Annotated in this window: 25 protein-coding genes and 2 pseudogenes; 8 read left to right on the top strand and 19 right to left on the bottom strand. The window is 71.9% G+C overall.

Going from position 1 to position 23,574, the window contains the following annotated elements; genetic code table 11:
• Window positions 1-6: 6 nt before the first annotated feature.
• From H0S67_RS22455 to H0S67_RS22470, 4 genes are all read right to left on the bottom strand, one after another.
• Window positions 7-1,005 carry an SGNH/GDSL hydrolase family protein gene (locus H0S67_RS22455; RefSeq protein WP_180934852.1) on the bottom strand — a complete coding sequence of 333 codons (999 nt, stop codon included), beginning with the start codon at window positions 1,003-1,005 and terminating at the stop codon, window positions 7-9.
• A 96-nt stretch (window positions 1,006-1,101) separates the two neighbouring features.
• On the bottom strand, window positions 1,102-2,859 hold the full coding sequence (locus tag H0S67_RS22460; protein ID WP_180934853.1) for a DEAD/DEAH box helicase: 1,758 nt from the start codon (window positions 2,857-2,859) through the stop codon (window positions 1,102-1,104).
• Between the two features lie 189 nt (window positions 2,860-3,048).
• Window positions 3,049-4,869 carry a glutamine--fructose-6-phosphate transaminase (isomerizing) gene (gene glmS, locus H0S67_RS22465; protein WP_180934854.1) on the bottom strand — a complete coding sequence of 607 codons (1,821 nt, stop codon included), beginning with the start codon at window positions 4,867-4,869 and terminating at the stop codon, window positions 3,049-3,051.
• Between the two features lie 75 nt (window positions 4,870-4,944).
• A complete protein-coding gene (locus H0S67_RS22470) occupies window positions 4,945-5,214 on the bottom strand; it encodes a hypothetical protein (protein WP_246354973.1) in 270 nt (89 codons plus the stop codon).
• A 450-nt stretch (window positions 5,215-5,664) separates the two neighbouring features.
• Between H0S67_RS22470 and H0S67_RS22475 the strand changes: the two genes are divergently transcribed.
• The 3 genes from H0S67_RS22475 to H0S67_RS22485 all read left to right on the top strand — a co-directional run bounded on the left by H0S67_RS22475 (window position 5,665) and on the right by H0S67_RS22485 (window position 8,550).
• The gene (locus H0S67_RS22475) at window positions 5,665-6,852 is read left to right on the top strand and encodes an acyl-CoA dehydrogenase family protein (RefSeq protein ID WP_180934856.1); all 1,188 of its coding nucleotides are present in this window, start codon (window positions 5,665-5,667) and stop codon (window positions 6,850-6,852) included.
• 95 nt (window positions 6,853-6,947) lie between these two features.
• Window positions 6,948-7,559, top strand: coding sequence for a YceI family protein (locus tag H0S67_RS22480; protein WP_180934857.1), 612 nt, complete (start codon window positions 6,948-6,950; stop codon window positions 7,557-7,559).
• A 166-nt stretch (window positions 7,560-7,725) separates the two neighbouring features.
• A complete protein-coding gene (locus H0S67_RS22485; RefSeq protein WP_180934858.1) occupies window positions 7,726-8,550 on the top strand; it encodes a GNAT family N-acetyltransferase in 825 nt (274 codons plus the stop codon).
• Window positions 8,551-8,624: 74 nt separating this feature from the next.
• On the opposite strand, the gene H0S67_RS22490 is transcribed toward H0S67_RS22485, so the two are convergent.
• From H0S67_RS22490 to H0S67_RS22505, 6 genes and pseudogenes are all read right to left on the bottom strand, one after another.
• Window positions 8,625-9,746 carry an FUSC family protein gene (locus H0S67_RS22490; RefSeq protein WP_180934859.1) on the bottom strand — a complete coding sequence of 374 codons (1,122 nt, stop codon included), beginning with the start codon at window positions 9,744-9,746 and terminating at the stop codon, window positions 8,625-8,627.
• On the bottom strand, window positions 9,746-10,003 hold the full coding sequence (locus H0S67_RS27075; protein ID WP_281369055.1) for an acyl-CoA dehydrogenase family protein: 258 nt from the start codon (window positions 10,001-10,003) through the stop codon (window positions 9,746-9,748). Before H0S67_RS27075 ends, H0S67_RS22490 begins: the two co-directional genes overlap by 1 nt.
• Window positions 9,889-10,269: pseudogene (locus H0S67_RS27650) on the bottom strand (acyl-CoA dehydrogenase family protein); the annotation flags it as partial. The pseudogene H0S67_RS27650 and the gene H0S67_RS27075, both read right to left, overlap by 115 nt.
• 37 nt (window positions 10,270-10,306) lie before the next feature.
• Window positions 10,307-11,056: pseudogene (locus H0S67_RS26270) on the bottom strand (acyl-CoA dehydrogenase family protein); the annotation flags it as partial.
• Entirely contained in the window at window positions 11,004-12,644 is a 1,641-nt protein-coding gene (gene mctP / locus H0S67_RS22500) for a monocarboxylate uptake permease MctP (RefSeq protein WP_180934860.1), read from the bottom strand. The pseudogene H0S67_RS26270 and the gene mctP, both read right to left, overlap by 53 nt.
• Window positions 12,641-12,919, bottom strand: coding sequence for a DUF3311 domain-containing protein (locus H0S67_RS22505; protein ID WP_180934861.1), 279 nt, complete (start codon window positions 12,917-12,919; stop codon window positions 12,641-12,643). The genes mctP and H0S67_RS22505 overlap by 4 nt, the downstream gene beginning before the upstream one ends.
• Before the next feature lie 56 nt (window positions 12,920-12,975).
• On the opposite strand from H0S67_RS22505, the gene H0S67_RS22510 reads away from it, so the two are divergent.
• The gene (locus tag H0S67_RS22510; protein WP_180934862.1) at window positions 12,976-13,752 is read left to right on the top strand and encodes a nucleotidyltransferase domain-containing protein; all 777 of its coding nucleotides are present in this window, start codon (window positions 12,976-12,978) and stop codon (window positions 13,750-13,752) included.
• 7 nt (window positions 13,753-13,759) lie between these two features.
• Here the strand turns inward: H0S67_RS22510 and H0S67_RS22515 are convergent, their stop codons facing one another.
• The 5 genes from H0S67_RS22515 to H0S67_RS26275 form a co-directional block, all read right to left on the bottom strand.
• Window positions 13,760-14,335: a DUF5655 domain-containing protein gene (locus H0S67_RS22515; protein ID WP_180934863.1), complete on the bottom strand. Its 576-nt coding sequence runs from the start codon at window positions 14,333-14,335 to the stop codon at window positions 13,760-13,762.
• Between the two features lie 38 nt (window positions 14,336-14,373).
• A complete protein-coding gene (locus H0S67_RS22520; RefSeq protein ID WP_180934864.1) occupies window positions 14,374-14,763 on the bottom strand; it encodes a DUF1707 SHOCT-like domain-containing protein in 390 nt (129 codons plus the stop codon).
• Window positions 14,760-15,416 (bottom strand): PadR family transcriptional regulator, encoded by a 657-nt coding sequence (locus H0S67_RS22525; RefSeq protein WP_180934865.1) that lies wholly within the window; start codon window positions 15,414-15,416, stop codon window positions 14,760-14,762. Before H0S67_RS22525 ends, H0S67_RS22520 begins: the two co-directional genes overlap by 4 nt.
• A 105-nt stretch (window positions 15,417-15,521) precedes the next feature.
• Window positions 15,522-17,486, bottom strand: coding sequence for a M3 family metallopeptidase (locus H0S67_RS22530; protein WP_246354974.1), 1,965 nt, complete (start codon window positions 17,484-17,486; stop codon window positions 15,522-15,524).
• 38 nt (window positions 17,487-17,524) lie between these two features.
• Window positions 17,525-17,614, bottom strand: coding sequence for a resistance to Congo red protein (locus tag H0S67_RS26275; protein WP_246354975.1), 90 nt, complete (start codon window positions 17,612-17,614; stop codon window positions 17,525-17,527).
• A gap of 111 nt (window positions 17,615-17,725) precedes the next feature.
• On the opposite strand from H0S67_RS26275, the gene H0S67_RS22535 reads away from it, so the two are divergent.
• A complete protein-coding gene (locus H0S67_RS22535) occupies window positions 17,726-18,373 on the top strand; it encodes a maleylpyruvate isomerase family mycothiol-dependent enzyme (protein WP_180934866.1) in 648 nt (215 codons plus the stop codon).
• A 22-nt stretch (window positions 18,374-18,395) separates the two neighbouring features.
• On the opposite strand, the gene H0S67_RS28555 is transcribed toward H0S67_RS22535, so the two are convergent.
• The 3 genes from H0S67_RS28555 to H0S67_RS22545 all read right to left on the bottom strand — a co-directional run bounded on the left by H0S67_RS28555 (window position 18,396) and on the right by H0S67_RS22545 (window position 20,533).
• Window positions 18,396-18,608, bottom strand: a complete 213-nt coding sequence (locus tag H0S67_RS28555) for an HNH endonuclease (protein ID WP_425489848.1) — start codon at window positions 18,606-18,608, stop codon at window positions 18,396-18,398.
• A complete protein-coding gene (locus tag H0S67_RS22540; RefSeq protein WP_180934867.1) occupies window positions 18,608-19,741 on the bottom strand; it encodes a DUF222 domain-containing protein in 1,134 nt (377 codons plus the stop codon). The genes H0S67_RS28555 and H0S67_RS22540 overlap by 1 nt, the downstream gene beginning before the upstream one ends.
• A 294-nt stretch (window positions 19,742-20,035) precedes the next feature.
• Window positions 20,036-20,533, bottom strand: coding sequence for a DUF427 domain-containing protein (locus tag H0S67_RS22545; RefSeq protein WP_180934868.1), 498 nt, complete (start codon window positions 20,531-20,533; stop codon window positions 20,036-20,038).
• A 227-nt stretch (window positions 20,534-20,760) separates the two neighbouring features.
• On the opposite strand from H0S67_RS22545, the gene H0S67_RS22550 reads away from it, so the two are divergent.
• A complete protein-coding gene (locus tag H0S67_RS22550) occupies window positions 20,761-21,960 on the top strand; it encodes an MFS transporter (protein WP_246354976.1) in 1,200 nt (399 codons plus the stop codon).
• Between the two features lie 19 nt (window positions 21,961-21,979).
• Here the strand turns inward: H0S67_RS22550 and H0S67_RS22555 are convergent, their stop codons facing one another.
• The gene (locus H0S67_RS22555; RefSeq protein ID WP_180934870.1) at window positions 21,980-22,483 is read right to left on the bottom strand and encodes a mycothiol transferase; all 504 of its coding nucleotides are present in this window, start codon (window positions 22,481-22,483) and stop codon (window positions 21,980-21,982) included.
• 80 nt (window positions 22,484-22,563) lie between these two features.
• Between H0S67_RS22555 and H0S67_RS22560 the strand changes: the two genes are divergently transcribed.
• On the top strand, window positions 22,564-23,307 hold the full coding sequence (locus tag H0S67_RS22560; RefSeq protein ID WP_246354977.1) for a TIGR03557 family F420-dependent LLM class oxidoreductase: 744 nt from the start codon (window positions 22,564-22,566) through the stop codon (window positions 23,305-23,307).
• Window positions 23,304-23,549 carry an LLM class oxidoreductase gene (locus H0S67_RS26280; RefSeq protein ID WP_246354978.1) on the top strand — a complete coding sequence of 82 codons (246 nt, stop codon included), beginning with the start codon at window positions 23,304-23,306 and terminating at the stop codon, window positions 23,547-23,549. The genes H0S67_RS22560 and H0S67_RS26280 overlap by 4 nt, the downstream gene beginning before the upstream one ends.
• The last annotated feature ends 25 nt before the right edge of the window (window positions 23,550-23,574 follow it).

Below are 23,574 nucleotides of genomic sequence, written 5' to 3' on the forward strand. Positions count from 1 at the left end.
AACGGCTCAGTGGCGGGCCAGCCACCGGCCGAGGTCGACGCCGGCGCGGCGGGCCGCCGCCTGCGCACGCGGGGAGGTCAGGTCGGGGGCCGTGAACCGCTCGGGGGCGATGGTCGCGTCCTGCGCGGCGTACGACCGCTGCTGCGCCGCCAGGCCGTCACCGGCGGCGGCCGCCGTCCGCAGCGTCGCCGCGCTGGCCGTGAACGCGGCGCCGGTGAGCAGCGGGCTCACCAGCGGGGCGTAGCCGGACGCGTGGCCGGTCCGGTTGGGGTGGTAGCTCTCGCTGATCGGGTTGGACAGGCCGTTGAGCCACTCGACGTCGGCGCAGACGGCGTGGCCCACGAAGCGGCCGGTCGGGTTGGCGAAGGCGAAGCCCCGTGCCGACGCGGCGCTCGCGAGCTTGCTGTTCAGCAGGTCCGCGGTGGCGTTGAGCCGGGTCTCCTCGGCCGGCGAGAACCAGGTGCCGGCGTTGCAGTCCTCCCCGTTGAAGATCCGCGGGTAGCCCACGACCACGACCTTGGCCGTCGTCGCGCGGCTGCGGATCGCGGCGTACAGCGTCGAGAGGGCGCCGGGCAGCTTGGCGTTGATGTAGGACTGTGCGGCGTCGATGGCGCCGTTGCAGTCGCTCATCCAGCCGGGCTGGGCGCACTCGGTGAGCACGCCGGCGAAGCCCGCGTCGTTGCCGCCGACCGAGATCGTGACGTAGCCGGTGGACGCGCTCAGGGCGCCGAGCTGGTTGTTGGTGACGTCGGGGATCTTCGCCCCCGAGCAGGCCCGGAAGTTCAGCGCGTAGCCCCGCGCCGCCGCGATCAGGCTCGGGTAGGCGTACGTCGACCGCTGGCACGAGGTGCCGTCGTCGATGTAGCTGCGGGTCCCCACCCCCGAGGAGTAGGAGTCACCGAGGGCGACGTACGAAGGGGCGGCGGCCAGGGCCGGCGCCGTGGGGACGAGCAGCGTGGTGGCGATGCCGACGACGGCGACGGCGAGCAGGCGGGCGACGCGCACAGGACCTCCCGAGATCCCGGCCGACAGTGGCCGGCGGCCACCCCGATGTGGCCTGGCTCACTCAAGCACTGGGGGGTCCGTGCTGACCAGCGTGGTCTAGTACTTCGGCTTCTTCGCCCGCGGCTTGCGCTTGGGGTCCGACCAGTCGCGCTCCTGGCCGCCGGCCGACGGCGCGCCCTCGTCGCGGCGCAGCTCGATGAGCTTGCCCGAGATGCGGGTGGTCTGCAACGCGTCCCACGCGGTGCCGGGCAACTCGGCGGGCAGCTCGACCAGCGAGAAGTCCGGGCGGATCTGGATGTGCCCGAAGTCGTTGCGGGACAGCCCGCCCTCGTTGGCGATCGCGCCGACGATCTGGCGCGGCTCGACCTTGTGCCGCTTGCCGACCGAGATCCGGTAGGTCGCCATCGGGACGTCGGTGCGCCCGCGCGGCCGGCGCTCGGCGCGCTGGGGGCGGTCGCCGCGGTCGGGACGCGAGGCGCCCTCGGAGACCGGGCGGACCTGCTCCTTGGCCGGGTCGAGCAGCAGCGGGGTGTCGCCCTGCGCCACGACCGCCAGCGCCGCGGCCACGTCGACCTCGGGCACGTCGTGCTCGCTGACGTAGTGGGCGATGATGTCGCGGAACTTCTCGATCCGGCTGGTCTGGTTGAGCGCCTCGCTGATCGCGTCGTCGAAGCGCGCCAGCCGGGTGACGTTGACGTCCTCGACCGAGGGCAGCTGCATCGGCGTGAGCGGCTGGCGGGTGGCCTTCTCGATCGCCTTGAGCAGGTAGCGCTCCCGCGGGGTGACGAACGAGATCGCGTCGCCCTTGCGGCCCGCACGACCGGTCCGGCCGATGCGGTGCACGTAGGACTCGGTGTCGGTGGGGATGTCGTAGTTGACGACGTGGCTGATCCGCTCGACGTCGAGGCCGCGGGCGGCCACGTCGGTGGCGACGAGGATGTCGAGCTTGCCGGCCTTGAGCTGGTTGACCGTGCGCTCGCGCTGGGCCTGGACGACGTCACCGTTGATGGCCGCGGCGGAGTAGCCCCGGGCGCGCAGCTTCTCGGCGAGGGTCTCGGTCTCGTTCTTGGTCCGGACGAAGACGATCATCCCCTCGAAGTTCTCGACCTCGAGGATGCGCGTGAGGGCGTCGACCTTCTGGGGGTAGGACACCATCAGGTAGCGCTGGGTGGTGTTCGCCGACGTCGTCGTCTTGTTCTTGACGGTGATCTCGACCGGGTTGTGGAGGTACTTCTTCGAGATCCGTCGGATCTGCGAGGGCATCGTCGCGGAGAAGAGCGCGACGTTCTTGTCCTCGGGGGTGTCGGCGAGGATCGTCTCGACGTCCTCCGCGAAGCCCATGTTGAGCATCTCGTCGGCCTCGTCGAGCACCAGGAACCGCAGCTCGGAGAGGTCGAGGGTGCCCTTGTCGAGGTGGTCCATGATCCGGCCGGGGGTGCCGACGACGATGTGCACGCCGCGACGCAGGGCGGAGAGCTGGACGCCGTACCCCTGGCCGCCGTAGACGGGGAGCACCTTCACGCCGCGCAGGTGGGCGGCGTACTTCTCGAACGCCTCGCAGACCTGCAGCGCGAGCTCGCGCGTGGGCGCGAGCACCAGCGCCTGCGGGGTCTTCTGGGACAGGTCGAGCCGGGAGAGGATCGGCAGCGCGAACGCCGCGGTCTTGCCGGTGCCGGTCTGGGCGAGGCCGACGACGTCGCGGCCCTCGAGGAGCGGCGGGATCGTCGCGGCCTGGATGGCCGAAGGGGTCTCGTACCCCACGTCGCGCAGGGCGTCGAGCACCCCGTCGGCGAGGCCGAGCTCGGCGAAGGCAGGGGTCACCTCGCCGGTCAACTCGTTCTCGTCTGTAGTCATCCCCATCACGGTAGTGGGTTCAGCGGTCCCTGCTCGATTCGGGGGCGCGGAGACTCTGCTCACTTCCGGGGCTCACTTCCGGGGCTCACTTCCGGGGCTCACTTCCGGGCCACCCAGAAGCTGCGGGTCGTGTGCCCGAGAACGCGCCCCGACGCGTCCTCGGGCACACGACCCCTGCCGTGCAGGTGGCTACTCGACCGTGACCGACTTGGCGAGGTTGCGCGGCTTGTCGATGTCGTGGCCCAGGTGCAGCGCCGCGTGGTAGGCGAGCAGCTGGAGCGGGATGGTCAGCAGGATCGGGTCGAGCTCGCGCTCGTTGCGGGGCACGTCGATGCGCACCGCGTCGACCTCGCCGAGGTCGACACCCTCGTGGGTGACGACGACGAGCGGGCCGCGCCGGGCGGCGATCTCGTGCAGCGCGCCGACGTTGCGGCTGGCGAGCTCGTCGTCGGGGACGATCGCCACGGTCGGCACCGACTCCGAGATCAGCGCCAGCGGCCCGTGCTTGAGCTCGGAGGTCTGGTAGGCCTCGGCGTGCCGGTAGGAGATCTCCTTGAACTTCTGGGCGCCCTCGCGCGCGACCGGGAAGCCGCGCACCCGGCCCACGAAGAAGAGGCTCTCGGCCTCGGCCAGGCGGGTGGCGACGGCGGCGATCTCCTCCTCGCGCTCCAGGATCTCGGCGATCTGGCCCGGGATCCGGGTCAGCCCGGCGATGAGGCGGGTGCCGTCGGCGATGGACAGGTCGCGCACCCGGCCGAGCTGCAGCGCGAGCAGCGCGAAGCCGAGGAACATCGTGGTCAGCGCCTTGGTGGAGGCCACGGCCACCTCGGGGCCGGCGTGCAGGTAGATGCCGCCGTCGCACTCCCGGGCGATCGCGCTGCCGACCACGTTGACCAGGCCGACCACCCGACCGCCCTTGCGGCGGATCTCCTGCACCGCCAGCAGGGTGTCGATGGTCTCGCCGGACTGGCTGACCGCGACGTAGAGGGTGTCGGGCTCGATGACCGGGTCGCGGTAGCGGAACTCGCTGGCCGCCTCCGCGTCGGCGGGGATCCGGGCCAGCTCCTCGACCAGCGCGGCGCCCATCTGGCCCACGTAGTAGGCCGAGCCGCAGCCGAGGATCTTGACCCGCCGGATCGCCCTGGTTTCACGTGGATCCATGTTCAGGCCGCCGAGGTGGGCGGTCCCGAACCGCTCGTCGAGGCGACCGCGCAGCACCCGCTCGGCGGCCGCGGGCTGCTCGAGCATCTCCTTGTACATGAACGAGGCGTGGTCGCCGGCGTCGTAGACCGAGGGGTCGATGTCGAGCGTCGTCGCCGCCTTCGCCGTCGTGCTCAGGTCCATGCGGTACGTCGTGAAGCCGGTCGCGGTCAGCGTGGCGATCTCGCCGTCGTCCAGGTGGGCGACCGTGGTCGTGTAGCGGACCAGCGCGGCCAGGTCGGAGGCGACGTGCATCTCCTTCTCGCCGACGCCGATGATCAGCGGGCTGCCGTTGCGGGCCACGACCAGCCGGTCGGGGAAGTCCGCGTGCATCACCGCGATGCCGTAGGTCCCGTCGATGACCGCCAGCGCGTCGCGCACCTTGCCCTCGAGGGTGTCGGCGTCCGAGCGCGCCACCAGGTGGGCGAGCACCTCGGTGTCGGTGTCGGAGACCAGGTCGACGCCGGCCTCGGTCAGCTGCTGGCGCAGCGCGGCGGCGTTGTCGATGATCCCGTTGTGGACGACCGCCACGTCACCCTTCGTGTCGGTGTGCGGGTGGGCGTTCACGTCGTTGGCCGGGCCGTGGGTCGCCCACCGGGTGTGGCCGATCCCGGTCTTCCCGGCGAACCGCTTGGGCAGGTCCTCGGAGAGGTCCCGCACCCGGCCGGCCTTCTTGGCCACCTTGATCCCGGAGGTCGTGAGCACGGCCACCCCGGCCGAGTCGTAGCCGCGGTGCTCGAGCCTGCTCAGGCCCTCCAGCAGCAGCGGGACGGCCTGCTGGCCGCCGACGTACCCGACGATTCCGCACATCTTCTGTCTCCCTCGTTCGTTCGTTGATCTCGTGTGTTCGTTGATCGAGCAGGTCGCGCAGCGACCGTGCCGAGATCATCCGTAGACGATGCGGCGCAGCTGCCGCTCGCTCAGCTCGGGGGCGGCCACCACGCGGGTGGGCAGCTCCTGGGCGATCCGCGCGAAGATCTCGGCGTTCCTCGCCCCGTAGGTCTTCAGGTGGGCGTGCCGCCGGCGTACGTACTGCTCCACCGGCTCGGCGTGGAAGGCGACGACGTCCTCGATGACCCGCGCCGCCTCCGCGGCCGACAGCCCGGTGCTGGCGGCGATGCGGGTGACGAGCTCGGGGTCGGGAGCGGCGGGCACGCGGACGATGCTGCTCCGCGAGCGAGGCATCGGCAAGTCCCTGCCCGAAATCGGGCAGGAATCGACCCGTTGTGACCGTTCAGCCTGGCCCTAGCCCCGGACTGCCGCCGTCCCACCTGTCACAAGGGAGCGTGATCACCGCCAGCGACCTCGAATCCGGGCCCGGGTGGAGGAGATGGCCCGAGTTTCGCCCTTGGTCAGCGGCCCGGGTGGAGGTGCGGTACGCTAGGTGAACAGAAGGTGAACGAAAGGTGTCCTGACATGAACGCGCAATCGAACGATGGCCTCGTCCAGACCTGGGTGAGGGTCGTCGACGAGCGTGGACGGGCACACCTGGAGGCTCGCTGGGTGACGACGCCGGGGACCCCCGCCGTCACCCCACCGGCGCACTCCCACGCCGCCTGACCTGCTGGGCCTGACCCCACTGGAGCGCCGGGTCATGATGGGCTCATGACCGGACCGCTGGCACCCCTCGCCCTGCTCGACACCGACTCGCTCATCGGCGAGGAGGACCGCGCCATGCGCGACACGGTCCGCTCCTTCGTCGACGACCGGCTGCGACCCGAGGTCGCGGGCTGGTACGAGCGGGCGGACGTGCCCGTGCGGGACCTCGCGCTGGAGTTCGGCAAGCTCGGCCTGCTCGGCATGCACCTCGAGGGCTACGGCTGCGCCGGGACCAGCGCCACGGCGTACGGCCTGGCGTGCCTGGAGCTCGAGGCCGGGGACTCGGGCCTGCGCTCGATCGTCTCGGTGCAGGGGTCGCTGGCGATGTTCGCGATCTGGAAGCACGGGTCGGCGGAGCAGAAGGACGCCTGGCTGCCCCGGATGGCCACCGGCGAGGCGATCGGCTGCTTCGGGCTGACCGAGCCGGACTTCGGCTCCGACCCGGGAGGGATGCGCACCCGGGCGGTCCAGGACCCCGCTCCCGACGGACAGGGCGACTGGGTCCTCACCGGCAACAAGATGTGGATCACCAACGGCTCGGTCGCCGACGTCGCCGTCGTCTGGGCGCGGACCGAGGACGGGGTGCGCGGCTTCGTGGTGCCGACGGACACACCCGGCTTCACCGCGACCGAGATCAAGCACAAGATGTCGCTGCGCGCCTCGGTCACCGCCGAGCTGGCGCTGGACGGCGTGCGGTTGCCGGCCTCCGCGATGCTCCCCGAGGCGCACGGGCTGTCCGGCCCGCTCTCATGCCTCACCGAGGCGAGGTTCGGCATCGTGTTCGGGGCCCTGGGCGCGGCCCGCGACTGCCTCGAGACCACGATCGCCTACGCCCGCGAGCGGGAGATCTTCGAGCGGCAGCTCGCGTCGTACCAGCTCACGCAGGCCAAGCTCGCCGACATGGCGGTCGAGCTCGGCAAGGGGATGCTGCTCGCCCTGCACCTGGGCCGGCTCAAGGACGACGGCCGGCTGCCGACCCCCGCGATCAGCGTCGGCAAGCTCAACAACACCCGCGAGGCGCTCGCCATCGCCCGCGAGTGCCGCACCGTCCTCGGCGCCGCCGGGATCACGCTGGAGTACCCCCTGATGCGGCACGCCAACAACCTGGAGTCGGTGCTGACCTACGAGGGCACGTCCGAGGTTCACCAGCTCGTCATCGGCCAGGCACTGACCGGGGAGTCGGCCTTCCGGTAGAAAGTGGTCCAGACCACTGCCGACCGGGAATGAAACGGACCTTGGTCCGGTTTGGATGGTTGAAGATTGAACAAACCGACCGTCAGGAGCAGACCATGAACTTCCTCAACCGCACCAAGACCGCCACCGCCGTCGTCGACCCGACCTTCGACGCCCCCACCAGCGCCGTCGAGGACATCACCGGCGACTACACCATCGACCAGACCCACACGCGCCTCGGCTTCAGCGCCCGCCACGCGATGGTCACCACCGTCCGCGGCCAGTTCACCGACTTCACCGGCACCGCGCACATCGACACCGCGAACCCGGCTGCCTCGAAGGTCGCGCTGACCATCCAGACCGCCAGCATCGACACCGGTGTCGCCGACCGCGACGGCCACCTGAAGTCCGCCGACTTCTTCGACGCCGACAACAACAAGGAGATCACCTTCGTCTCGACCAAGGTCGAGCGCGAGGACGCCTCCACCTGGCTGATCACCGGCGACCTGACCATGAAGGGCGTCTCCAAGCCCGTCACCATCGAGTTCGAGTCCACCGGCTCGGCCCGTGACCCCTTCGGCAACCTGCGCGTCGGCTTCGAGGGCGCGACCAGCATCAACCGCAAGGACTGGGGCCTGTCCTGGAACGCCGCGCTCGAGACCGGCGGCGTGCTCGTCAGCGAGAAGATCAAGCTCGAGTTCGACGTCTCGGCCATCCAGAACGGCTGACCACAGCCTGCTCGAAGCACGGTCCTGAGGGGGCCGCCGATGAAAATCGGCGGCCCCCTCGGCCATTTCCTGCTTCCATCGGAGCCATGACCACACCGCTCCCGCTCCCGACGGCCTCTCCGAGCGCCCCCTGGTCCCCACCGACGCCGCCGCCGTCACCGCGGTCATGGCTGCCCAGGAGCTCCACGACGTAGGCGAGGTCGTCATCGAGGAGGCGGACATCGTCGCCGAGTGGCAGAGCCCCGGGTACGACGTCCCCGGCAGCACCGTGGGGGTCTTCGACGGCGAGACCCTGGTGGCGTACGCCGAGGTCAGCCACGGCGAGCGCGGGGACGCGGCAGTCCACCCCGAGCACCGGGGTCGTGGCCTCGGCACCGCCCTGGCCCGCTGGATGCAGGAGCGGGCGCGGGAGAAAGGCTCGAGCCGGATCGGCATGCCCGTCCCCGTGGACTCGCCGGGCGACCGGCTCCTCGAGTCGCTCGGCTACTTCGTCCGCTGGAACAGCTGGGTGCTCCGGCTCCCCGCCGGCACCGCGGTCCCGCAGCGCGACCTGCCGGAGGGGTTCGCCGTGGGCGTGGCCTCGCCCGAGCAGTACCCCCAGTGCTGGACCGTCCAGGAGGACGCCTTCCTCGAGTGGTCCGACCGGGACCGGCAGTCCTTCGAGCAGTGGCGGGCCTGGACCGACCTGCGCCCCGGTTTCGAGCCGTGGCACCTGCGGGTCGTCACCGACCCCGCGGGCGACGTCGTGGCCGTGGCCGTCCTGCAGATCCACCCGCCGTGCGCCTACATCGCCCGCCTCGCCACGCGCCGCGACCAGCGGGGCCGCGGGCTGGCCCAGGCGCTGCTCGTCGACGCGTTCGCGGCGGGCGCTGCGCACGGCACCACCGTCTGCGAGCTGTCCACCGACTCCCGCACCGGCGCGCTGGGCCTCTACGAGAAGGTCGGCATGGTCGTCACCTCGAACTGGGTCAACCGGGCCATCGACGTCTGACCCGGCCGAGGCGGGGTCGGCGCCGCTCGGCGCTGCTCGACGCTGCTCGACGCCGGGGCCGGGGCCGGGGCCGGTCACACCGGCTCGACGTCCTGCGAACGGGGCCGGGCGAACGGGAGAGGGGGCTGGCTGAGCGGGTTCGCCTTCGCCACCTCTCCCATCGCGTCGACGATGTTGCGCAGGTTGATGATCAGCGCGCCGTAGACCGGCCAGAGCCGGGGCGTGGGCTGCTCGGAGCCGAGCCGGTCGACGAGGTCGTTGAGCCGGTCGCGGACCGCCAGGATCGAGACCGGGTCCGCGGCGATGATCGCGTGGCCGGCGTCGCGCAGGAGCACGACGTACGGCTCGCGGAAGGCCGAGAGCCAGTCGCCGCTCTCGTCCATGCCGTGGTCGATGGTCTCCGCCATGCTGCGGGTCTCGGCCACCGCCTGCTCGAGCCGGCGCAGCAGGCCGAGCCACTCCTGCGGGTGGCGCAGCGCCTCCGCGGAGCGGCGCGGGTTCATCCGCGCGCTCTCGCGTGCCTGGCGCACCAGCGCCCAGGCCTGGTCGAGGTCCTCGTCGAGGTCACGGGTCCGGTCGATCCACCCGTGCACGTCGTCCGGGGTGCACCCGGCCGCGAGCCCGTCCCCGATGTCCTGCAGCAGCTCGCCGATCCGGTCGTCGAGGGCGTTCATGGCGGCGATCGCGGTGCGCGCCCGCAACGGCGGCCAGACGGCGAAGTTGACCAGCAGGCCGGTGACGATGCCGATCGCCGTGTCCGCGAGGCGGTGCACGAGCATGTTGTCGTTGTTGGCGAAACCCGTCGTCAGCACCACGACCGCCGTCGCCGCGGTGGCGGTCCCCTGGCCCGACAGCCACGGCAGGGCCCCGGCCGCGAAGCCGACCAGGAGCGAGACCGCCAGCGCGGTCGGCCCGAGGCCGAACAGGTTCCCGACCGCCCACGCCACGAGCACGCCGATCACGGCGGCCCCGACCTGGCGGGCACCCTGGGAGAAGGTGCGGTAGACCGTCGAGTGCACGACCAGCAGCGCCGCCCACGGCGCCAGGAACGACAGCGGGAGGTGCCAGACCCGGGTCGCGATCAACCACGCGATCACCGCCGCGGCCACGGTCTTGGCCACCTGGACCACGTCGCTCCAGAAGACCGGGTCGTCCCACCGTTCGCGCGCCCAGCGCCGCAGCTCCCGGGATCGCATCAGCGGATCGGCGCGCCGGAGACGGACCGGGCGATGACCAGCCGCTGGATCTCCGAGGTGCCCTCGAAGATGGTGTAGATCTTCGCGTCGCGCGCCAGCGCTCCACGGGGTAGTCGCGGGTGAAGCCGTTGCCGCCGAGGATCTGCATCGCCCGCTCGGTCACCTTCACGGCGGTCTCGCCGGCGAAGAGCTTGGACATCGACCCCTCGGCCCGCTCGAAGGTCTTGCCCTGGCCGGCCATCCAGGCCGCCCGCCAGACCAGCAGCCGCGCGGCCTCGATCGAGGTCGCCATGTCGGCGAGCATGAACGCGATCGCCTGGTTCTCGATGATCGGCTTGCCGAACTGCTCCCGGGTCTTCGCGTAGTCCAGCGCCACCTCGTAGGCCGCCCCGGGCGATGCCGATGGCCTGCGCGCCGACCGCCGGGCGGGTCCGCTCGAAGGTCGCCATGCTGGCGTTGCTGCCACCGGAGCTCGCGCCCTCCCGGGCCCGCGCCAGACGGGCGTCGAGCTTCTCCTTGCCACCGAGCAGGCAGCTGCCGGGGACGCGCACCTGGTCGAGGACGACCTCGGCGGTGTGGCTGGCGCGGATGCCGTGCTTGTGGAACTTCTGGCCCTGGCTGAGTCCCTTCGTGCCCGGCGGCACGATGAAGCTCGCCTGGCCGCGCGTGCGCAGGTCCGGGTCCACGACGGCGGTCACCACGTGGATGTCGGCCAGGCCGCCGTTGGTGGCCCAGGTCTTCGTGCCGTTGAGCACCCACTCGTCGGAGGCCTCGTCGTACGTCGCACGGGTGCGCATCGCGCCCACGTCGCTGCCGGCGTCGGGCTCGGAGGAGCAGAACGCCGCCAGCTTCAGGTCTCCCGGCGAGCCGAACATCTGGGGCACCCACTCGCCCACCTGCTCGGGGGTGCCGTTGGAGCTCACTCCCGCCGCGGCCAGGGCGGTGCCGACGATCGAGAGCCCGATGCCGGCGTCACCCCAGAACAGCTCCTCCATGGTGATCGGGATCCCCAGGCCGGTCTCATCGAAGGACTGGGTGGCGAAGAAGTCGATCGAGTAGAGCCCGATCTTGGCGGCCTCCTCCAGCACCGGCCACGGGAACTCCTCCCGCTCGTCCCACTCGGACGCCGCCGGACGGATCACGTCCGCGGCGAACGTGTGGACCCAGTCCCGCAGGTCGAGGTGGTCCTGGCCGAGGTCGAACGATGGCGTCGTCACGACCTCGACCGTACCCACGCAACGGGCCTCGACACGCGGGTCAGGCGTGGATGGGGGCCTCCGGGTCGAGCTCCGCCTCGACGCCCTCGTCACCCGCGTCGGCGACGTAGTCGTCGGGATGGGTCTGGTCCACGCCCTCGTCGACCTTCATCGCACGCATCACGACCGTGAGCACCACGGCGACGGCCAGGTTGGCCAGCAGCGCGATCAGCGCGATGTAGACCTTGGTGGTCGTGCCCGGGAAGACCACCAGGGGCCCGCCGAAGTGGCTGCTCGGGTCGGTGGCCAGTGGGACGCCGTACGCCAGCCAGGTGCCGTAGGCCATGCCGACCGCCCAGCCGGCCAGCAGCGCCCACCGGTGGAACCACCGCGTGTACAGGCCGATGACGATCGCCGGCAGCGTCTGCAGGATCCAGACGCCACCGAGCAGCTGCAGGTTGATCGCGAACTGGTTGGACAGCGCGAGCACGAAGACCAGCGCGCCGAACTTGACCACCAGCGAGACCAGCTTGCTCTGCGTGGCCTCCTGCTGGTGGGTCGCGTCCGGCTTGATGAAGGCCTTGTAGATGTTGCGGGTCCACAGGTTCGCCGCCGCGATCGACATGATCGCCGCCGGCACCAGGGCGCCGATGACGATGGCCGCGAAGGCGATGCCGGCGAACCAGCCGGGGAACTCGTTCTCGAACAGCTGCGGCACCGACTGCTGCGGGTTGTCGACCTTCACCCCGGCTGCGATCGCGACGAAGCCGAGCAGGGCGAGCAGCCCGAGCAGGAAGGAGTACGCCGGCAGCAGCGCGGCGTTGCGCCGGATCACGGTGCGGCTGCGGGTCGAGAGGACCCCCGTGATCGAGTGGGGGTACATGAACAGCGCGAGCGCCGAACCCAGCGCCAGGGAGGCGTAGGCCCACTGCGCGGCCGGCGGCGGGATCGTGCCCGCGGTGGGTGCCCCGCCCGCCTTCACGGCCGCCGCGTTGACGTCGTCGAAGTGACCCTGCGCGGCCGAGAAGATGTGGCCCCAGCCGCCGACCTGCGAGGGCAGGTAGAGCACCGCGACGATGATGACGAGGTAGATCAGCGAGTCCTTGACGAACGCGATCAGCGCGGGTGCCCGCAGGCCCGACGAGTAGGTGTAGGCAGCCAGCACGGCGAAGGCGATGAACAGCGGCAGGTCCTTCACGAACCAGTTGTCGCTGCCGGTGCCGATGCCCATGACCTCCAGGCAGACCTGCATGCCGACGAGCTGGAGGGCGATGTAGGGCATCGTCGCGAGGATGCCGGTCACCGCCACGGCGGTCGCCAGCGGCTTGCTGTCGTAGCGGCCCTGTACGAAGTCGGCGGGCGTCACGTAGCTGTGCCGGTGCGAGACCGACCAGAGCCGTGGCAGGAACAGGAAGATCAGCGGGTAGACCACGATCGTGTACGGCACCGCGAAGAAGCCGACCACGCTGCCGGCGTACAGCGTCGCGGGCACCGCGATGAAGGTGTACGCCGTGTAGATGTCGCCACCGATGAGGAACCAGGCGATGAAGGTGCCGAAGCCGCGGCCCCCGAGGCCCCACTCGTCGAGGCTGTCGAGGGACTCGGCGCGACGCCACCGGGCGGCCGCGAAGCCGAGGACGGTGACGAGCAGGAACAGGAAGACGAAGACGCCGACGAGGACGCCGTCCACGTGGCCGGTCATCGGTCCCCCTCCCCGCGGGTGCGGACGCCGCGGGCGGCCCGGTCGCGCCGGGTGGCCTCGCGGGCGAACAGGAACGCGGTGACCGTGAGGAACGCCGAGCCGAGGATCAGCGCGAACTGGAACCAGTAGAAGAAGGGGAAGCCCCACAGTGCGGGGCCCGCCTTGTCGTACAGCGGGACCAGCAGCGGCACCACCACCGCCGGCGCCAGCAGCACCAGGACGACGGCCCACAGGCCCCGGGACGATCCGCCTTCGGGGCGACGGACATCGGTCATGACACACCTCCGAGTAGGTGGTACCCAGATCGGGACCGAATGTGACCATAGCCACCATGACTGCTCCCGTCACCACCGACCTCTCCCGCTTCGACGACTGGCTGACCTGGCTCGCCGACCAGGGCGCCTCCGACCCCGACGTCCGGGTCGTGTGGGTGGGCGGCTCCGCGGCGACCGGTGGGTACGACGAGTGGTCGGACCTCGACATCGACCTCCTGTGCACCCCGGGCGAGGCCGACGCCGTCCACGACCGGCTGCTCGCCCGGATCCACGAGGACTTCGACGTCGACCACGTCTGGGAGCTGCCCCGAGCGACCTGGCCGGACGGCCGCCAGTGCTTCATCAACCACCAGCACCGGCCGGGCGCCCTGAAGGAGCCGACCCGGATCGTCGACCTGCACATCTCCGAGCTGTCGGACGCGCACCGCTTCGTCGACGTGCGGCGGCACGGCACACCGATCGTCGTGCACGACCCCGACGGGCTGGTCGAGCTGCGCCACGACGACGAGGACGCGATGCAGGCCGCGATCGTCGAGGGCGTCGACCAGATCCGGCAGCGCCTGGCCACCGCCGAGTGGCTGGTCAACCGGGCGCTGCGGCGCGGCCAGCAGCCCGAGGCGATCGCGTTCTACCTCAACTTCGCGCTCAGCCCGTTGGTGCGGCTGCTGCGCGTCGAGCACTGCCCGTGGCGCCACGACTTCGGGTTCCGCTACCTCCACACCGACCTGCCGGCCGACGTCGCGACGCGGGTCACCGCCCTGCTGCCCGGCAACGGCGACCTGGCCGAGCTGTCGGCGGCGTGCTTCGCGTGGACTGACGAGCTGCTCGCCTGAGCAGGCCTCAGCCGTTCTGCTCCCACGCGAGGCGGGCCAGCGCCTCGACCTCGGCCGTGACGTCCTCGGGTGCGGCCAGCCCGATCTTGTGGGTGGACTGTCCCGGGCCGTTGCTCGCGGCCAACAGGTAGGAGGTGGGCGCCTCGGTGAAGCGCAGACCCAGGTCGACGCGGCTGCGGGTCGCGGCCGCCACGGCGGCGAACTGCCGGCGCCGCACGAACGGCGTGTAGCCGCCCCGGCCCTCGACGGTCACGTCGTCACCGAGCGAGGTCAGCAGCTCGCGGACCCGGTCGAAGACGGGACGCAGCGGCGCCCTCGCCCCGGCGTACTGCCCGTCGATGTAGCCCTCGACGTCCGGCTCGACCCACCCGTTGCGCCGGGCGGTCTCGAAGGCGATCGCCCACTGGGTGTTCTGCCCGATCCCGTGGGCCTCCTTGAGCCAGGCGCGCACGGCCTTCTGGTCGAGCGGGTCCACCCCGCTGGCCTCGACGGCCAGCACCCACTCGTCGAGGGTGCGGCCGGTCCGCTCCGCCATGGTCTCGGCGACCGCGGCCATCATGCGCTCCGGCGACCCGTTCGTCATGGTGCCCCGTTCGTCATGGAGGCGAGCCTAGGTCGGGGCTACCAGCGGCGTACGGCCGAGTGGCGCCGCACCCGGGAGATCACGAAGAACCACACCAGCAGGCCGATCAGGATGATCGGCAGGTGGGTGAGCACCGTGATCACCAGCAGGACGGCGAGCACCACGAGCAGGGGTGTCGGCACGCCACGGCGACGCGGCGGACCGGCCGGCCAGCCGCCGACCGCCCTGGTGGCTGGGCGTGTGAAGTACGGGCTCGGCAAGTCGCTGAAGACCGGGGCGAGCTCGCCGCGGGTGCGGGCGGCCCAGATCCGGTCGAGGCGCTCGGAGTGCTCCTCGGGGGTCAGCCGACCCTGCGCGTAGTGCTCCCCCAGGACCGCTGCGGCCTGGTCGCGCTCGACGTCGCTGAGCCGAAGGTTCTGGTCGTTCATGACGCTTCCTCCTCGCCCTCGTCCGCGTCGCCATCGGCCAGCAGGCCGTACAGGCGGCGACGGGTGTCGGCGAGGATCGCCACTGCTTCGCGCCGCTGGCGCGGGGAGCCCTGCGTGACGATCTGCCACACCGCGGCCATGACCTGGCCGATCTCGGGCTTGAGGTCCGAGAACCCGCCGCCGCGCTCCTCGCTCGGGGACTCGAAGGCGGTCCACACGTCGGCGAGCTCCTCGGCGTTGTCCACCACGTAGGCGTCGCCGGCGACCGTGAGCCGCAGCGTACGACGGCCGCGCTCGTCGTCGGCCTCCACCAGTCCCTCGTCCTCGAGCTGCTGGATGGTCGGGTAGACCGAGCCCGGGCTCGGTCGCCAGGCGCCACCCGAACGGTCGGCGATCTGCTGGATCACCTGGTAGCCGTTGACGGGCTCACCGGCATCGCGGCTCGCGCGCAGCACGTCGAGGATTGCGGCGCGGACGTCGCCGCGACGCACCCGCGGGCCGCGGGCGGGCCCGTCCTGCGCGAGGCCGAACATCCCGGCCACCCACGGCGGCGGGCCGGGTCGCCCGCCTCGTCCCGGTCGGCCGCCGGGCCACGGCCCGCCCCAGCCGCTCCAGCCGCCCTTGTCCCAGCTCCCCTTGTCCCAGCTCCCCATGACGGTTCCCTTCCTCAGACTGTCGTCGACAGTTCGCGATATATCGCCAGAGTACGCCGCGAAGGCCACCACACAAGGCCTTTCCGGCTCGGATCCCGAGGGGCGTCAGTGGGTCAGCCAGGCGGCGTACGCGTCGAAGGTGTAGGGCCGGCCGAGGAACGCCTCGACGAGGTCGGCAGCGTCGCGGCTGCCGCCCGGCGTCAGCACCAGGTCGCGGTAGCGGCGGGCGACCTCGGGGGCGAAGAGGTGGTCGGGGTCGAAGGCGCTGAACAGGTCCTTGGAGATCACCAGCGACCACATGTAGGTGTAGTAGGCCGAGGAGTAGCCGCCGAGGTGGCCGAACCCGGCGAACATGTGGGTGCCCTCGATCCACGGGAACGGGGAGTACGCCGCCTGCAGCTCGACCATCCGGGCGGTCAGGTCGGCGGGCCGGTCGGTGTGGAACCAGTACGACATCGCGGCGTAGAACATCTGCGTGCGCGCGTGGTAGCCCTTGCCGAAGTCGTCGGCCGCACGCATCCGGGCGACCAGGTCGGCGGGGATCGGCTCGCCGGCGGCGTCGGTGGCGAAGCTGCGCAGCACCTCGGCGTCCCACGCCCACTCCTCGAGCATCTGGCTCGGGGCCTCCACGAAGTCCCACTCGGTGGCCACGCCGGAGAAGCGCGTCCACGCGGAGCGGCCGGCCAGCACGTGGTGGACGAGGTGGCCGAACTCGTGGAAGAGCGTCACCACGTGGTCGTGCTCCATCAGACCGCGCGAGAAGTTGCAGACCAGCACACCCTCGCAGAGCTGCCGGCCGGCGACGCCGTCGGCGAGCGTGAACTGGGCGGCGTGCTTGTACTTCCCCTCCCGCGGGTGCAGGTCGAGGTAGATCCGGCCGCGGGCCGGCTCACCCGCGGGCGCGTCCGCGTCATAGACGTCGTACGCCGTGACGTCCTCGTGCCAGACCGGTGTGTCGTGGACGGGCACCCAGCGCAGCCCGAACAGCCGACCGGTCACGTCGAGCAGGCCCTGGCGCACCTTGGCGAAGTCGAAGTAGGTGCGCACCTGCTGGGCGTCGACGTCGAGCTGCTCCTTGCGCACCAGCTCCTCGTAGTGGCCGGCGTCCGCCTGGTCGATCGCGGTCGCCCCGGGGACGTCCTGGCGGTAGCGCTCGAGCAGGACGTCGAGGTCGCGGCGCATCGGTGCCTCGGCCGCGGCGGTGATCCGGTCGATGAACTCCGGGATCGCCGGCCCCGTCCCGATCATCTTCACCGCGGCGTCGTAGGAGGCCCAGTCCGGGTAGCCGACGAGGTCGGCGAGCTCATGGCGCAGCGCGAACATCTCGGTCAGCAGCGGCTCGTTCTGCGCCCAGCCGCGGTTGAGGAACGCGACCGTGACGTCGCGACGCACCCCGGGGTCGCGCACGAACATCCGGGCCGGCACTGAGTCGGGGTAGTCGGTGGTGACCGTGACCAGTCCCTCGTCGTCCGCGGGGTGCGCGTCCAGCCAGTCCAGGGGCATCCCGGCGAGCCGCTCCGGCGCGACCCGCACCGTGTGGACGTCGTCGCGGATGTTGCGGCTGAAGTCCTGGTCCAGCGTGGTGAGGCGCTCGTTGATCTCGGTGAGCCGCGCCCGGGTCCGGTCGTCGCGGTCCACGCCGGCCCGCCGGAAGTCCTCGAGGGTCTTGTCGAGCAGCCGGGCGGCCGTGACGTCGAGCGGGCTGGGGTCGAGGGCCGCGAAGACGTCGTACAGGTTGCGGTCCTGGCGCAGCTCGGTGGCGAGGCGGTCGGCCACGACCTGCGCGTGCTCGCAGCTGGTGCGCACCTCCTCGAGGGGGTGCACGTTGGCCCACAGCGACCCGACCGCCATCACGTTGCTGAGGCGGAGGCTGATCTCGTCCCACACGCGGAGCGCGGCCAGCGCCTCGACCGGCGGCGCGGACCGCAGCTCGTCCGCCAGGATGCGCACCGCCGCCAGGCCCTCGCGCGTCCGGGTCTCGACCCATTCACGGGCGCGGTCGGCCTCGGGCAGGTTGATGGGAGGCAGGACGATGGGCGGTTGGGTTCTGGGGGTCTGCGCGTCCGTCACCGGCCCAGCCTAGGTCCGCGCGGGGTCACCGCGGGGCGTCACCGCCCGCGACGACGAGCGATGAGCGCCGAGCCGCCCAGGGCGATCAGCAGCACGATGATGAAGATCCAGAACCACACAGGCCCCACCTCCTCCGGCCGACGCTAGGCCCGGGCCAGAGGCCGGCCCCAGAGTCGTTGGACCCGCCGACGGCCGGGTCGTCGGCCCCGGGCTTCCTGCGCAGGCACTAGATTCGCGCCATGACGGACTGGGGACGGCTCTACCGCGACAACGTCGAGGCCCTCACCGCCCTCGCCGGCGACCTGCGCGAGGACCAGCTCTCCACGCACGTGCCGGCGACGCCCGCGTGGACCGTGCGCGACGTGTACGCCCACCTCGCCGGCGGCCCCGCCGATGCGCTGAGCGGCCGGATGGACGGCGCTCCGGGGCCGGAGTGGACCTCGCGGCACGTCGGTGAGCGCGCCCGGCTGCCGCTCGACGTCCTCGTCGCGGAGATCAGGTCGCAGCAGGACGCCGTCTCCGAGTCGGTCGCAGACCGGCCCAGCCCGGCCCTGGTCTGGGACGTCACCGTCCACCACACCGACGTGCACGAGTGCCTCGACCTCGGCCGCCCGCCGGAGTCGCTGTGGCGTCCCGTGCTGGACGCGGCCGCGCCGCGGATGCTCCAGCGCGCAGGTGTCACCGTGCGGTGCGAGGGCCAGGTGCTCGGGGACCCGGACGCCGAGCCCGCGGTCGAGGTGTCGGCGTACGAGCTCTACCGGGCGATCTTCTCCCGGCGGTCGCGCCGGCAGATGGAGGCATGGGGATCGCCTGCGCCCGGCGTCGAGGCGCTGGACCTGCTGTGCATCTTCGGTCCTCGTGAGGATGACCAGCCGCAACCTGTCTGACCCCTCACCGGCGGCCTCCCGGTCACTCGCGTCTTCTTGTGCGAATCCAGCTGGGTGGGGGTGCTCCGGGCCTCTGGGGTGGGAGGAACTCGGGTCGGCCGTCGGCGGGGTTGAGTCGGACCTGCCAGGGGGTGTGGTGGATGACGCGGTGGTGGTGTCCGCAGAGGAGGACCAGGTTCGCCAGGCTGGTGATCCCGCCTTCGACCCAGTGGGTGATGTGGTGGGCGTGGCCCATCACCGGGGGCCTGGTGCAGCCGGGGAAGGCGCAGTGGCGATCGCGGCAGACCAGGGCCCGCCAGATCGCCGGGGTGACCAGTCGGCTGGTGCGGCCCACGTCGAGGACCTCGCCCTGGGTGCCGAGGGCGATGGGGATGAGGTCGGCGTCGCAGGCCATCCGCCGGACCACTGCGGGGGTGAGCTCCAACCCGTCGTCGGTGGTCGGGAGATCGGTGCCGAGGGTGCCCAGTCGATCCGACCCAGGTCGAGCCCTAGCTGCAGGACCTCCAACGAGGTGGTGACCGCGATCCGGGGCCGGGCACCGTGGCAGTCGGGCGGCAGGTCGGTGGTCAGGGCGTGCCGGCAGGTCTCGACCAGCGCATCCCACAGCCGGGCGCCGTGGTCCCGCGGATCCACGGTCTGGTCGCCGTCCGGATCCCGCGGGTCGACCGCCGGCTGAGGCTTGGTCAACGGCAGGAGCGCGGCCTTGATCGCCGCCCCGTCCTCCACGGTGCCCCGGCCCCGAAGCCGGATACCGCCGGCCCCGTCCTCCACGATCGCCAGGAACCGACCGTGGTGGGCGGCCCTGTCCTGCCGCTCCAGCTCCCGCTCGGTCCTGCGCTCCGCACCGTCGAGGTCGGCCACCTCGACCAGGTGCCTCGCGGCCTTGGCCAGGTCGGTCGCGTTCAACCGCGACGCGGCATCGAGGAGGAACGCCTCCCCATCCGCCCGGACGCCGGGGTCGGTGGGGAGCCTGTCGATCGCGTCCACGATCACCGCCGCCTGCTCGGGCGACACCCGCCCCGCCACCATGGCTGAGTGGGTCGCGGTGCGTTCGTTGACCAGGGTGTCGGCGTGCCGGATGGTCTGGTGGCCGGTGCCGCGGTGGGTGCCGGCCAGGTGGGTGAACCACTCCGCGGTCGACCCCCACGCCAGCTCACCCTTGGCGACCCCACGGGCGTGCACCTCCGCCAGCACCCCGGCCTCCAGGGCGGCCAGGTGCGCCCGGAGGCGTTCGGCCACCACGACCGCCTCGACCAGCTCCTCCGACGACTTGGCCACCCACATCGTCTCGTCCAGATCAGCCAGCACCCGGTCCGCACAGGCGACGACCCCGGCGGGGGTGGTCGGCGTACCGGTGGGCTGCTCCATGACCCAACTCAACCAGAGGCCACCGACAGTCACGGGTGACTGACCTGCGGTTATCCACCGCAGAAGATAACGAATCGATCACATGTTCGATACCTCGTCGATCCTGGTTGGCGGCCCGCAAGCCGGGAAGCAGCCGCAACCCCGGCGGACGCCTCCCGCGTAGCTGCCAAGAACCGCAACCACGCGCGGCCCGCAGGCCGAAGCCCGGTCACCGCCCTGAGTTGGCTGCGGGGGTTTCGAGGCTCGCTGACGCTCGCACCTCAACCACCGGCGGCGCCTGGTGCTCGCGGGGGGTCACCAGCCCCAGGTGCCCGGCTCGCCCTTGAACGGGCCGACGACCCGGCTGGTGACCCAGCCGCCGTAGAACTCCCCCGGCTGCGGGACCACGGTCTCGCCGTCCACCGTGCAGCGGTCGACCCGACCGGGCATCACCGCGAGAGCCCCGGCGATCTCCGCGAAGGCGGGCGTCGGGTGGGGGTAGGTCCAGGCCGCCTGCGGGGCGACGCGCGTGCCGACGACCAGGTCGAAGTAGGCCGCGCGGCCCTTCCACTCGCATGCCGAGGCGCCCTCGGCCCCCCTCAGCACGCCGGGCTCGAAGGCTTCGCGCGGCAGGTAGTACGTCGGCGGGTGGCTGGTCTCGAGCACCCGCCAGCCGGCCGTCGTGCTCGCCACCACGCGCCCGCCCAGCTCGACCTCGACCCGCTCGGACGTGCGCTCCAGCCGCGGGGGACGTGGGTAGTCCCACACCGACTCCTGGCCCGGCCCGGGCCGCTCGGGGACGGGCCGCCTCACGACCGGGCCGCCTGCTGCTCCGACATCACGCGATCCCTCCTCCACCTCACGGTGACCGTATCCCCCACCTGATCGCCGGTCGCCGAAAGTCGTCGCCGTTGCGGGGAAGAGCCGGGGCGCGGCGTAGGTTCTGGACCCGTGCGAGCGACGATCCGGGGACTGGTGGCGGACACCGGCCGCTGCGCAACGAACACTTCCGGCGGCTGTGGCTGGCCAACATCATCACGGTGGTCGGCGCCCAGCTGACCGTCGTGGCCGTGCCGGCGCAGATCTACGCCGAGACCGGCTCGTCGGCGTACGTCGGGCTCACCGGGCTCTTCGGGCTGGTCCCGCTGGTGGTCTTCGGCCTGTGGGGCGGCGCGCTCGCCGACGTGATGGACCGGCGCACGCTGCTAATCGCCACCACGACCGGCCTGATCGTGACCAGTGGCCTCTTCTGGCTGCAGGCTGCGCTGGGCGGGGCGAACGTGTGGCTGCTGCTCGGCCTGTTCTCGGTCCAGCAGGCCTTCTTCGCGGTCAACCAGCCCACGCGGAGCGCGGTGCTGCCCAAGATCCTGCCGCTGCAGCTGCTGCCGGCCGCCAACTCGCTGAACATGACGATCTTCCAGGCCGGCGCGATCGCCGGACCGCTGGTGGCGGGCACGCTGATCCCGGTCCTCGGCTTCTCGTGGCTCTACCTGATCGACACCATCACGCTCTTCGCCACGCTGTCTGCGGTCGTGCGGCTCCCCCGGCTGCCCGTCGAGGGCGCCGGCACCGGCACCCCGGGCCTGCGCTCGGTGGTCGAGGGGCTCTCCTACCTGCGCGGTCACCCGGTGCTGCTGATGTCCTTCGTGGTCGACCTGATCGCGATGGTCTTCGGCATGCCGCGCGCGCTGTTCCCCGAGATCGCGCACGAGGCGTTCGGCGGCCCGGACCGCGGGGGGCTCGCGTTCGCGCTCCTCTTCGCCGCCATCCCAGCCGGCGCGGTGCTGGGCGGCATCTTCTCGGGCTGGGTGTCACGGGTGGACCTGCAGGGCCGGGCCGTGATCGTCTGCATCCTCGTATGGGGCGTGGCCATGACCGGGTTCGGTCTCGCGGTCGGGCTCGCCGACGGAGGCCCGGGCCCGATGCTGGTCGTCGCCGTGCTGATGCTGGTCGTCGGCGGCGCCGCCGACATGGCGTCGGCGGCGTTCCGCACCAGCATGCTGATGAGCGCCGCCACCGACGCCGTGCGCGGCCGGCTACAAGGCGTCTTCATCGTCGTCGTCGCGGGCGGTCCCCGGATCGCCGACGTCGTGCACGGAGCGAGCGCGGCCATGGTCGGCACGGCCGCCGCGGCCGCGGGCGGCGGGGTGCTGGTGGTCGTCGGGACGACGATCGCAGCCCTGGCGGCGCCCGCGTTCGTGCGCTACCGGATCAGCCGCGCGGTGCGCGAGGCGGCCTGAGCGCCGTCACGCGCCGCGGTCAGACACCCAGCAGGCCGCGGACGTACGCCGCCTGGCCGAGGTGCTGGGCATCGTCGTTGACCACGCTGACCAGCCGGACGCCGAGCGTCACCGGCGGGTCCCAGCGGTCGTCGACGACGCGGTCGAGGTCGGCGGCGTCCAGCCCCTCGAGGTACCCGCGCGTCTGCTCGTGCACGGCGTCGACGTACGCCGCGAGCCGCTCGGCGTCGACCCGCACGTGCGCCACCTGCTCGCTGGAGTGCCCGTAGCCGATGTCGGAGGCGTCGAAGGGCAGGCCGAACTTCTCGTGGAAGCCCCGGGCCGTCCACACCTGCTCGATGCCGGCGACGTCGGCGACGTGGTCGTCCTGCACCCGGGCGAGGTGCCAGACCAGCCAGCCGATCGGGTTGGCGTCCGGTCCGGGCCGGTGCGCCAGCTGCTCCTCGTCGAGGCCGTCGACGACGTCGCGCCCGCCCTCCGCGATGCGTCCGAAGGCGTCGGTCAGCAGCTGAGCAGGGGTCATGCGTCGAGGGTAGGTCGGGTACGGGCGGGGTCCAACAGGCATGTCGGCCACGCCGAGGCGGGCTGGGAGGAGGCACGGGCGTGACGAACTTCGGCTACACCCTGATGACCGAGCAGAGCGGGCCGCGCGAGCTGGTGCGCTACGCGAGCGCCGCGGAGCAGGCCGGCTTCGACTTCGAGGTCATGAGCGACCACTACTCCCCCTGGCTCACCGAGCAGGGCCACGCGCCGTACGCCTGGTCGGTCCTGGGGGCGGTGGCACAGGCGACCTCGCGGGTGGGGCTGATGACCTACGTGACCTGCCCCTCGATGCGCTACCACCCAGCGGTGGTGGCACAGAAGGCTGCCACCGTGCAGCTGCTGTCGGAGGGCCGCTTCACCCTCGGGCTCGGGAGCGGGGAGAACCTCAACGAGCACGTCATCGGTGCCGGCTGGCCAGCCGTGGAGACGCGTCAGGAGATGCTCACGGAGGCGATCGAGATCATCCGGCAGCTCCACACCGGCGAGCTGGTGACCTACCGGGGCCAGCACTTCGACGTCGACTCCGCCTGGATCTGGGACCTGCCGGAACAGCCGGTCGAGATCGGCGTGGCCGTCGCCGGCGAGCGCGGGATCCGGCACTTCGCACCGCTCGCCGACCACCTGGTCGCGGTCGAGCCGCGTGCCGACCTCGTGACGACGTGGAACTCCGTCGCGGGCGCGCCGACGATCGGGGAGCCGGCGCGTGCCGTCGGGCAGATCCCGATCTGCTGGGGCCCGACGAGGACGCCGCGGTCCGGACCGCCCATGAGCAGTTCCGCTGGTTCGCCGGCGGGTGGAAGGTGAACGCCGACCTCCCGACCCCGGCCGGCTTCGCGGGGGCGACCCAGTTCGTCCGCCCCGAGGACGTCGCCGACTCCATCCCCTGCGGCCCCGACCTGGACCGGATCGTCGACTCCGTCCGCGCCTTCTGGGAGGCCGGCTTCACCGACATCGCGCTGGTGCAGATCGGCGACGACAGCCAGGACGCGTTCCTCCGCGAGGCGGCCGGTCCGCTGCTGGAGAAGCTCCGGGCCGCTTCGCGCTGAGCGTCCACCCCATGTAACGCGGTGT

This window comes from Nocardioides ungokensis (assembly GCF_013466985.1).
In the GTDB taxonomy this organism is placed as follows: Bacteria; Actinomycetota; Actinomycetes; order Propionibacteriales; family Nocardioidaceae; genus Nocardioides; species Nocardioides ungokensis.